The organism is Streptomyces sp. URMC 124, assembly GCF_051386455.1.
Taxonomy (GTDB): Bacteria; Actinomycetota; Actinomycetes; order Streptomycetales; family Streptomycetaceae; genus Streptomyces.
The window spans coordinates 25,602-36,397 of record NZ_JBPQTS010000070.1; the positions used below are offsets into that span (position 1 = coordinate 25,602).

Genomic DNA, 10,796 nt, shown 5'->3' on the forward strand with positions numbered 1-10,796 from the left:
CGACTGCGATGACGGAACGTCATAAAGACCGGCCCTGGCTCATGCGGACCTACGCCGGGCACTCGACCGCCGAGGCGTCCAACGAGCTCTACCGGCGCAACCTCGCCAAGGGCCAGACCGGTCTCTCGGTCGCCTTCGACCTGCCGACGCAGACCGGCTACGACTCCGACCACATCCTCGCCCGCGGCGAGGTCGGCCGGGTCGGCGTGCCGGTCGCGCACCTCGGTGACATGCGGCGGCTGTTCCGGGAGATCCCCCTGGAGCAGATGAACACCTCCATGACCATCAACGCCACCGCCATGTGGCTGCTGGCGATGTACCAGGTGGTCGCGGAGGAGCAGGGCGCCGACATCACCAAGCTCCAGGGGACGACGCAGAACGACATCGTCAAGGAGTACCTCTCGCGCGGGACGCACGTCTTCCCGCCGGGGCCGTCGCTGCGGCTGACCACCGACATGATCACGTACACGGTCAACAACATCCCGAAGTGGAACCCGATCAACATCTGCAGCTACCACCTGCAGGAGGCGGGGGCCACTCCGGTCCAGGAGATCTCGTACGCGATGTCCACCGCGATCGCCGTGCTCGACGCGGTGTTCGCCTCCGGTCAGGTCCCCGAGGACCGCAAGGGCGACGTCGTCGCGCGCATCTCGTTCTTCGTCAACGCGGGCGTCCGGTTCGTGGAAGAGATGTGCAAGATGCGGGCGTTCTCGCGCATCTGGGACCGGATCACCCGCGAGCGGTACGGCATCGAGAACCCCAAGCAGCGCCGCTTCCGCTACGGCGTCCAGGTCAACTCCCTCGGCCTGACCGAGGCACAGCCGGAGAACAACGTCCAGCGCATCGTCCTGGAGATGCTGGCCGTGACCCTCTCCAAGGACGCCCGCGCCCGCGCCGTGCAGCTGCCGGCCTGGAACGAGGCGCTCGGCCTGCCGCGCCCCTGGGACCAGCAGTGGAGCCTGCGGATCCAGCAGGTCCTCGCGCACGAGAGCGACCTGCTGGAGTACGACGACATCTTCGCCGGCTCGCACGTGATCGAGGCCAAGGTCTCCGGCCTGGTCGACGAGTGCCTGGCGGAGATCGAGCGGATCCAGGAGATGGGCGGCGCGATGGCGGCCGTCGAGTCCGGCTACCTGAAGTCGCAGCTGGTCTCCTCGCACGCCGAGCGCCGCGCCCGGATCGAGGCCGGCGAGGAGAAGATCGTCGGCGTCAACTGCTACGAGTCGACCGAGCCCAACCCGCTCACCGCCGACCTCGACACCGCGATCATGACGGTGGACCCGGCCAACGAGGCCCGCGTCGTCGCCTCCCTGCACGCCTGGCGCGACGACCGCGACGAGGCCCGCGCGCAGGAGTCGCTGTCCGCGCTGAAGAAGGCGGCGGCGGGCACGGACAACCTCATGGCGGCCACCCTGGAGTGCGTCCGCGCGGGCGTGACGACCGGCGAGTGGTCCTGGGCCCTGCGCGACGTCTTCGGCGAGTTCCGGGCCCCCACGGGCGTGAGCAGCGCCCCCGTGGCGGTCACGGCGGAGGCCGGCACCCCGCTGGCCGCCGTCCGCGCCAAGGTGGCCCGCACCGCCGACGAGCTGGGCAGCGGCAAACTGCGCCTGCTCGTCGGCAAGCCCGGCCTGGACGGCCACTCCAACGGCGCCGAGCAGATCGCCGTCCGCGCGCGCGACGCCGGCTTCGAGGTGGTCTACCAGGGCATCCGGCTGACCCCGGAGCAGATCGTCTCGGCGGCCGTCGCCGAGGACGTGCACTGCGTCGGCCTGTCGATCCTCTCCGGATCGCACGCCGCGCTCGTGCCCGACGTGCTGGCGCGGATGCGCGCCACGGGGGCCGAGGAGGTCCCCGTCATCGTCGGTGGCATCATCCCGTCCGCGGACGCCACCGCCCTGCGGGCGGCCGGCGTCGCCGCGGTCTTCACCCCCAAGGACTTCGGCATCACGGAGATCATCGGCCGTATCGTCGACGAGATCCGGAAAGCGAACCACCTCGACCCGTTGGAGGTCCCCGCATGACTGCCCACCCGTCTCCCGCCACCACCCCGGGTGGAAGCCACTTCGCGGCTGCCCCTTCGGATGCGGTGAACCGGCTGCGCCCGCGCCGCTCGTGCCTCGCGGTCCCCGGCAGCAACCCGCGCTTCCTGGAGAAGGCCCAGGGCCTCCCCGCCGACCAGGTCTTCCTCGACCTGGAGGACGCCTGCGCCCCGCTGGCCAAGGAGGGCGCCCGCCACTCGATCGTCGACGCGCTGAACAACGGCGACTGGACGGGCAAGACCCGGGTCGTGCGCGTCAACGACTGGACGACCCACTGGACGTACCGGGACGTCGTCACGGTCGTCGAGGGCGCGGGCCCGAACCTCGACTGCATCATGCTGCCGAAGGTGCAGGACGCCCAGCAGGTCGTCGCCCTGGACCTGCTGCTGACGCAGATCGAGAAGACGATGGGCTTCGAGGTCGGCCGCATCGGCATCGAGGCGCAGATCGAGAACGCCAAGGGCCTGGTGAACGTGGACGCCATCGCCGCCGCGTCGCCGCGCATGGAGACGATCGTCTTCGGGCCGGCCGACTTCATGGCCTCGATCAACATGAAGTCCCTGGTCGTCGGCGAGCAGCCGCCCGGCTACCCGGCGGACGCCTACCACTACATCCTGATGCGGATCCTGATGGCGGCCCGCGCCCACGACCTGCAGGCCATCGACGGCCCGTACCTGCAGATCAAGAACGTCGACGGCTACAAGGAGGTCGCCCGGCGCGCGGCCGCGCTCGGCTTCGACGGCAAGTGGGTGCTGCACCCCGGCCAGGTGGAGGCGGCCAACGAGGTCTTCTCGCCCACGCAGGAGGACTACGACCACGCCGAGCTGATCCTGGACGCCTACGACTGGTGCACCTCCGAGGCCGGCGGCAAGAAGGGCTCGGCGATGCTCGGCGACGAGATGATCGACGAGGCCAGCCGCAAGATGGCGCTGGTGATCGCGGGCAAGGGCCGTGCGGCGGGCATGACGCGCACGTCGAAGTTCGAGATCCCGGAGGCCTGAGCACGATGCAGTTCGGCCGGACTTACGAAGAGTTCACCGTCGGCGACGTCTACAAGCACTGGCCCGGAAAGACCGTCACCGAGTACGACGACCATTTGTTCTGTCTGCTGACCATGAACCACCACCCGTTGCACATGGACAGCAACTACGCCGAGCAGACGACCGATTTCGGGAAGAATGTCGTAGTCGGCAACTACGTCTACTCCCTCCTGCTGGGCATGTCCGTCCCGGACGTCTCGGGCAAGGCCATCGCCAACTTGGAGGTGGAGTCGCTCAAGCACGTCGCGCCCACCTTCCACGGCGACACGATCTACGGCGAGACGAAGGTGCTCGGCAAGACGCCGTCGAAGTCGAAGAGCGACCGCGGCATCGTCCACGTCGAGACCATCGGCTACAAGCAGGACGGCACCGTGGTCTGCGTCTTCCGGCGCAAGGTGATGGTGCCCACCGCCACGTACATCAAGGAGCGCGGCGGGGAGCAGCCCGGCCGTCCCGAGCCGATCATCCGGGAGAAGTGAGATGGGCCGCCTGGCGCAGACCGACGGGCTGACGGACGTCCAGCAGGAAATCCTCTCGACGGTCCGTGACTTCGTCGACAAAGAAATCATTCCGGTGGCCACCGAGCTGGAGCACCGCGACGAGTACCCCACCCGGATAGTCGAGGGCCTGAAGGAACTCGGGGTCTTCGGGCTGATGATCCCGGAGGAGTACGGCGGCCTGGGTGAGTCTCTTCTCACATACGCGCTGTGCGTCGAGGAGATCGCCCGGGGCTGGATGAGCGTGTCGGGGATCATCAACACCCACTTCATCGTGGCCTACATGATCAAGCAGCACGGCACCCAGGAACAGAAGGACTATTTCCTGCCAAAGATGGCGGCGGGCGACATCAGGGGCGCCTTCTCGATGTCGGAGCCGGGCCTGGGCTCGGATGTGTCGGCCATCACATCGAAGGGCGTGCGCGACGGCGACGCGTACGTACTGAACGGCCAGAAGATGTGGCTGACCAACGGCGGCACGTCGACCTTGGTGGCGGTGCTCTGCCGGACGGACGAGGGCCACCCCGAGGGGACCGCCCCGCACAAGTCGATGACCACCTTCCTGATCGAGAAGGAGCCGAGGTTCGGCGAGGTCAAGCCGGGGCTGACCATCCCCGGAAAGATCGACAAAATGGGCTACAAGGGCGTCGACACCACCGAGCTGATCATGGACGGCCTGCGGGTTCCGGCGGACCGGGTGCTCGGCGGGGTCACGGGCCGGGGCTTCTACCAGATGATGGACGGCGTCGAGGTGGGCCGGGTCAATGTCGCGGCACGTGGCTGCGGCGTCGCCCAGCGTGCGTTCGAGCTGGGTGCGGCCTACGCGCAGCAGCGGCACACCTTCGGAAAACCCATCGCGCAACACCAGGCCATCCAGTTCAAACTTGCCGAAATGGGGACAAAGGTCGAAGCGGCGCATGCGATGATGGTGAATGCGGCCCGGAAGAAGGACTCGGGCCGTCGCAACGATCTCGAGGCCGGAATGGCCAAGTACCTGGCCTCCGAGTACTGCAAGGAGGTCGTGGAGGACGCGTTCCGCATCCATGGCGGATACGGGTTCTCCAAGGAGTACGAGATCGAGCGCCTCTACCGAGAGGCCCCCATGCTGCTCATCGGTGAAGGGACGGCAGAGATCCAGAAAATGATCATCGGCCGCCGGCTACTCGAGGAGTACCGGATCCAGGGATAAATATTCCGATTGGGGTGATTTGACCGAGAAGAAGATCACACCCAGTCATCGGAGTTCGGCCACGGACTGGCCCCGGCGCTTAGCCAGTTGCCGGTCGCAACCGATAGCATCCCCGGAAAGCCGCCGTCCCCCAATCGTTTCGCGGCACCCTCCGCTACGAAGGTCACCCATGCCCCACAGCTCTTCCTCTGCACACCGCGACAGCCTCGCCGGCGTACGCCTCGCGCGCGGAGCATCGCCGTGGCTTCTTCCGACCGTCGCCACGGCGGCGGTCAGCCTCACCCGCGCCCGGCGCTCCGGGCGCTGGGCCGCGCTGGCCGTGCCCACCACCGCGCTCGCGGCGGGCATGCTGTGGTTCTTCCGCGACCCCGATCGCGAGATCGCCGAGGGCCGGGTCATCTCCCCGGCCGACGGTGTGGTGCAGAGCATCATGCCGTGGAAGGACGGCCGCACCCGCGTCGCCATCTTCATGAGCCCGCTCAACGTCCACGTCAACCGGGCCCCGCTGGCCGGCACCGTGACGTCGGTCGAGCACATCCCCGGCGGCTTCGTTCCGGCGTTCAACAAGGAGAGCGAGAACAACGAGCGCGTCGTCTGGCACTTCGACACCGAGCTCGGTGACATCGAGATGGTGCAGATCGCCGGCGCCGTCGCCCGCCGGATCGTGCCCTACCTCCCCGCGGACACCAAGGTGGAGCAGGGCGAGCGGATCGGTCTGATCCGCTTCGGTTCGCGCGTCGACATCTACCTCCCGGAGGGCGTCGAGGTCGCGGTGGAGGTCGGCCAGAAGACCACGGCGGGGGTGACACGCCTTGACCGTGATTGATCAAGAGGCATCCTGGGTGCCCGAGGCGGACGAGGCCGAGGACGCGGAGGCCATGCCGCTGTCCACGCGGCTGTCAATAGCGGACACGCTCACGCTGGGCAACGCGATCTGCGGGTTCATGGCGGTGTACTTCACCACCACCGGCGTCCTCATTCCCCACCTCACGGGGAACGAGGACGGCGGCATGGCCCGCCACAGCGCGGCCACCGCGGTGATACTGATGCTGCTGGCGTCGGTCTTCGACCTCTTCGACGGGCTCGTGGCGCGCAAGCTGCGCAGCTCGGCGATGGGCGCGGAGCTGGACAACCTCTCCGACCTGATCAGCTTCGGGCTCGCCCCGGCGTACTTCGTGGTCGTGTGGGGCATGGTCGCCGACGACGCCCACCAGCGGGTGTCGGCCGTGGCGGCCGTGGTGGTCCTCCTGGCGGTCGTCCTCAGACTGGCGCGCTTCTCGTGCGTCCAGCTGCGGGACGGCATCTTCCAGGGCATGCCGAGCCCCTTCGGGGCGCTGACCGTCGTCTCGATCGTGCTCCTGGAGCTGCCCTTCGTCCCGACGCTGCTGGCGATCGTGGGCGTGGCGTGGCTGATGGTGAGCCGGGTCGAGTACCCGAAGCCGCGGGGGCGCCTCGCGGTGGCGATGCTCAGCTGGATCGTGCTCAGCATGGGCCTGCTGGCCGCCTGGGCGTTCGACGCCCCCGGCGGTGAGCTCCTGCTCCAGACGGGCTGTGCGCTCCAGGTGGTCCTGGGCGCGGTGATCCCGCTGTTCGCCACGGCGCGCCGGGTGAACACCTTCCGCGACAACCGCCGCGAGGCGAGGGCGACGCAGCTTCCGTAGCGACTGCGTCGCGGGTGACCACGAGTGGGGTGGTCCGAACCAAAGGGTTCGGACCACCCCACTCGGCGTTTCCGCGCCGACGCGGGGCGGGCGCGGACGGCGCCAGGGCATGCGCGGTGCCCCACCCGCCCCTGAGGCGGCCCGAGCACCGCCGGTCACCTCCGGTGGGGGTCACGCGCCGCCGCGACGGCCTTTTCCCTGCCTGCGCCAGAGGGGGCAGAATGCTCGGCGTGCCGCGGTCCGAAGGCCCCGGCCACTCACCCCGCCGCCACGGCGAGCACCACCGCGACGCGGTCCGGCGGTGCCGTGCACACGGAAGTGGTCCGAGAGGCTCTGCCTCTCACCCCCCGCCGCGACGGCGAGCAACCCCACCGGAGGTGACCGGCGGTGCCGGGCCTACGGCAGGTGGTTCGTTGCGATGCGCTCTGCGAGGCGTTCCAGCAGGGGGCCGGCCAGGGTCATGCAGCGCTCGGGGTCCGGCTCAAGGTCCGTCAGGGCGTACGCGCGGGTGATGCCGGCGCCCTGGAGCGCGGAGCTCTCCAGGGCCAGGCGGCCGCAGACCGCCACGACCGGCACCCCCCGCTCGCGGGCCGCCGCGGCCACGCCCGCGGGCGCCTTGCCGTGGAGGGTCTGGGCGTCCAGGGAGCCCTCCCCCGTGATCACGAGGTCGGCGTCCTCGAGGGCCTCGGCGAAGCCGAGGACGTCGAGCATGACCTCGATGCCGAGCCGGAAGCCCGCGCCGAGCCCGGCGAGCGCCCCGTACCCGAGCCCGCCCGCGGCACCCGCGCCGGGCGCGCCCGCGAGCGCGCCGCCGTCGAGCACGGCGGCGTAGTGCGCGAGGGCGGCGTCCAGCAGGGCCACGTCACCCGCCCCGGCGCCCTTCTGCGGGCCGTAGACGGCCGCGGCGCCCTCCGGCCCCGTCAGGGGGTTGCGGACGTCGCTCGCGAGGACGAGCCGGGCCGTGCGCAGGCGCGTATCGAGCCCGGAGAGGTCGGCCGCGGCGAGGCCGGCCAGGGCCGCGCCGCCGGGCCCGAGGGGCGCACCGGAGGCGTCGAGGAGCCGCGCGCCGAGCGCGCTCAGCATCCCGGCCCCGCCGTCGGTGGTGGCGCTGCCGCCGATCCCGAGGATCACCGTGCGGGCCCCCGCGTCGAGCGCGGCCCGCAGCAGCTCCCCCGTGCCGTAGGTGGTGGCTGTGAGGGGCGCGGGGACCCCGCCGGGCAGCCGCCGCAGCCCGGAGGCCTCGGCCATCTCCACGACGGCGGTGGCGCCGCGCAGCGCGAACGCCGCGGTGACCGGCCGCCCCACCGGCCCCGTCACCCGCACCTCCCGGCGCTCGAACCCGGCCGCAAGGGCGGCGTCGACCGTGCCGTCCCCGCCGTCGGCGACGGGCAGCGCCGTGACGGCGAGCCGCCGGGGGCCGCCCGCTGCGCGCCGCAGCCCGGCCGTGAGGTGCCGGGCGACCTCGGCGGCCGTCAGGGACCCCTTGAACTTGTCCGCGGCGATCAGCACCCGTACCGCGTCCGTCATGGCGCGCCACCCCTCGCATCGGGCCCGGCCCGCCCTCGCAGGGCCGCGCGGGCTGGACCCTACCGGGCCCGATCCGCCCTTGCCCATGGCCGTGCACGGCGTGCCAGTCCGCCCGATTCCGCACTCTTGCGGCCATAGTGGGGCGTCATGAGCACCGATGCGCACGATCCGGCCGGCCCGCCCTCCCCCGCCGCGCAGGGCGGCAAGGAGGAGCCTCCGGACGCGGCGCTGGTCGCGATCGGCGGCGCCGCGGTGCTCGCGGTCGTCGCGTGGGCGGCGCTGGGCAAGCACTCCTTCGACCGGGTGACGAAGGCGGCTCTGGGCTGGGTGCTGTCCAACTTCGCCTGGCTGTTCGTGATCGCCGCCGACGTCTTCCTCGTCCTGTGCGTGGTCATCGCCTTCAGCCGCTTCGGGCGGATCCGGCTCGGCCGGGACGACGACCAGCCCGAGTTCAGCAACCTCGCGTGGATCGCGATGATGTTCAGCGCGGGCATGGGCATCGGCCTGATGTTCTACGGGGTCGGCGAGCCGCTGCTGCACTTCGTCTCGCCGCCGCCGGGCAGCGGCATCACGGCCAACACCCCGGCGGCGGCCCGCACCGCGCTCGAGTACTCGTTCTTCCACTGGACCCTGCACCCGTGGGCGATCTACGGCATGGCCGGCCTCGCGCTCGCCTACGCGGGCTTCCGCAAGGGCCGCGGCAACCGGCTGAGCTCGGCGTTCGTGCCGCTGCTCGGCGAGGAGCGGGCGGCGGGCTGGCCGGGCCGGGGCATCGACCTGCTCGCGGTCTTCGCGACCGTGTTCGGCACGGCGACCAGCCTGGGCCTGGGCGCCCTCCAGGTGGCCAAGGGGCTCAACATCACGACGGGCGTGAAGGACACCACGGCCCTGGAGCTGGTGATCATCGGCTCGCTGTCGGCCGCGTTCGTGCTGTCGGCGTTCTCGGGCCTGCACAAGGGCGTGAAGTGGCTCAGCACGCTCAACATCGCGCTGGCCGCCTGCCTGATGCTCTTCGTCTTCCTCCTGGGCCCCACCGTCTTCGTCCTCAACACCATCCCCGCGGCCACCGGCGGCTATCTGCACGACCTGCTGACGCTCGCGACGCGTACGGGCGCGTTCACCGACTCGAAGTGGCTCGGCGCGTGGACGATCTTCTACTGGGCGTGGTGGCTGTCGTGGGCGCCGTTCGTGGGCACGTTCATCGCCCGGATCTCGCGCGGGAGGACGATCCGCGAGTTCCTCATCGGGGTGCTGCTCGTGCCGAGCGGGGCGACGGTGGTGTGGTTCTGCGTGATGGGCGGGAGCGCGCTGCGGCTGGACATGACGGGCGCCGCCGACATGGCCGGGACGGTCAAGGACGGCGCGGAGGCGTCGTTGTTCGCGCTCCTGGACACCCTGCCGGTGCAGACGCTCACCTCGTGGATCGCGATGGCGCTGGTGATGACGTACTTCATCACCAGCGCGGACTCCGCGTCCCTGGTGATGGGCTCGCTCTCCAGCCGGGGTGCGCTGCACCCGCGCACGTGGCTGGTGGTGACGTGGGGGGTGCTGATGGCGGCGGTGGCGGCGGTCCTGCTGGTGGCCGGCGGGCTGCAGTCGCTGCAGTCGGCGACGATCCTGGTCGCGCTGCCGTTCGTGCTGGTGATGCTGGCGCTGTGCTGGTCGCTGATGGCGGAGCTGCGCGAGGACCCGGGCGCGGGCCCCACCCGTCACCACGCGATGCACGGCCTGCGGGACGCACTGCGCACGATGGTCGGCGACGCGATCGAGGAGCGCGCGCCCGTACGCCATCCACGGCTCCGCCGGGTCGCCGAAAGCGCCCGCGACCGCGACGACCGCGAGGAGGGCCCCCAGGGCGGCGGGCCGCGGGGCTAGCGCCCCCGCCGGGCGGGCGCCGCAGCCGGCACGCCGTCCGGCCGGTGGCGCGTCAGGCGGCCCGTCATGCCGGACGGGCCCCCACCGCTCCCCTGCCGCTCCCCTGTCACCGGTCGGGCCCTGGTCAGGCCACCGGCTGGCAGACGGCGAAGACCCGCAGGTCGACGGCGGCGGGGCTCGTGTTGTTCACACCCACCAGATAGACGTTCCCGGTGACGCTGGGGTAGGCGTCGACCGTCTCCACGCCGCCGATCCGGCCGCCCGGCTGGAAGTAGCCGCCTCCGGCGATCCGCGTGCCGTCGGGGCACGTGGGGCTCCGGAGCAGCTGGCGGAGGGACATCGCCGGGACGGTGTAGTCCCGCGCGACGGTCTGCATCCGGCCGGCGGCACCGGGGACGTTCGGCAGTCCCATGGTGCCGCCCGGGCCGACCGGCTTGGCGACGCCGATGGGTTTGGCGGGCTTCGCGGGCTTGGCGGGTTTCTTGGGTTGTGTGGGTTTCGTGGGTTTCGTGGGTTTGGCCGCACCGGTGGGCTTGGCCGGCTGGGCGGGCCGGACGGGCACGGCGGGTCGGGCGGGCCCCGCGGAGCCGGGGCCGTCCTTCCCTCCCACGGGGGCGGGAAGGGTCACCGGCCCCACGACGGGCGCCTCGTCCCCCTTGGGGCTGCCTTTCTGCCCCTTCTCGTCCTTCTGGCCCTTGGGGCCCGCCGGTGTGCCGGAGCTGCCGGCCCCGCCCCGGCAGACCGGCACCAGCCCGGACACATGGACGTAGTGGGCGCTCAGCCACCCCTGCCCGTCGGCGAGCCGGTACCAGAGGGCATCGCCCTCCACCCGCCCCCCGGCGGCCTGACAGGCGATGAGCACCTGCGCTCCGGCCTCGTAGCGGCCCACGACCGGCGCGGTGAGCGCAGGGCTCTTGCGCACCTTCTGGCCGGTCTTCGAGGTCACTTCACCCCGCACCCCTTCACCC

General features: G+C 71.2%; 8 protein-coding genes and 1 pseudogene. 7 read left to right on the plus strand and 2 right to left on the minus strand.

Annotated features, from left to right (window positions below; genetic code table 11):
- Positions 1 to 8: 8 nt before the first annotated feature.
- From ACSNOG_RS16725 to pssA, 6 genes are all read left to right on the plus strand, one after another.
- On the plus strand, positions 9 to 2,021 hold the full coding sequence (locus tag ACSNOG_RS16725; RefSeq protein ID WP_436753429.1) for a protein meaA: 2,013 nt from the start codon (positions 9 to 11) through the stop codon (positions 2,019 to 2,021).
- Positions 2,018 to 3,040, plus strand: a complete 1,023-nt coding sequence (locus tag ACSNOG_RS16730; RefSeq protein ID WP_436753430.1) for an HpcH/HpaI aldolase/citrate lyase family protein — start codon at positions 2,018 to 2,020, stop codon at positions 3,038 to 3,040. The genes ACSNOG_RS16725 and ACSNOG_RS16730 overlap by 4 nt, the downstream gene beginning before the upstream one ends.
- Before the next feature lie 5 nt (positions 3,041 to 3,045).
- Entirely contained in the window at positions 3,046 to 3,558 is a 513-nt protein-coding gene (locus ACSNOG_RS16735) for a MaoC family dehydratase (RefSeq protein ID WP_436753431.1), read from the plus strand.
- 1 nt (position 3,559) lies between these two features.
- The gene (locus tag ACSNOG_RS16740; RefSeq protein ID WP_436753432.1) at positions 3,560 to 4,765 is read left to right on the plus strand and encodes an acyl-CoA dehydrogenase family protein; all 1,206 of its coding nucleotides are present in this window, start codon (positions 3,560 to 3,562) and stop codon (positions 4,763 to 4,765) included.
- 169 nt (positions 4,766 to 4,934) lie between these two features.
- Positions 4,935 to 5,591: a phosphatidylserine decarboxylase gene (locus ACSNOG_RS16745; RefSeq protein WP_436753433.1), complete on the plus strand. Its 657-nt coding sequence runs from the start codon at positions 4,935 to 4,937 to the stop codon at positions 5,589 to 5,591.
- Complete coding sequence (gene pssA / locus ACSNOG_RS16750; RefSeq protein ID WP_436721511.1) at positions 5,578 to 6,426, plus strand: CDP-diacylglycerol--serine O-phosphatidyltransferase; 849 nt, start codon at positions 5,578 to 5,580, stop codon at positions 6,424 to 6,426. The genes ACSNOG_RS16745 and pssA overlap by 14 nt, the downstream gene beginning before the upstream one ends.
- 396 nt (positions 6,427 to 6,822) lie before the next feature.
- Here the strand turns inward: pssA and ACSNOG_RS16755 are convergent, their stop codons facing one another.
- Positions 6,823 to 7,953: a glycerate kinase gene (locus ACSNOG_RS16755; protein WP_436753434.1), complete on the minus strand. Its 1,131-nt coding sequence runs from the start codon at positions 7,951 to 7,953 to the stop codon at positions 6,823 to 6,825.
- Positions 7,954 to 8,100: 147 nt separating this feature from the next.
- Here ACSNOG_RS16755 and ACSNOG_RS16760 point away from each other — a divergent pair, with 147 nt between their 5' ends.
- Positions 8,101 to 9,828, plus strand: coding sequence for a BCCT family transporter (locus ACSNOG_RS16760; RefSeq protein ID WP_436753435.1), 1,728 nt, complete (start codon positions 8,101 to 8,103; stop codon positions 9,826 to 9,828).
- Between the two features lie 124 nt (positions 9,829 to 9,952).
- On the opposite strand, the pseudogene ACSNOG_RS16765 reads toward ACSNOG_RS16760, so the two are convergent.
- Positions 9,953 to 10,796: pseudogene (locus ACSNOG_RS16765) on the minus strand (hypothetical protein); the annotation flags it as partial.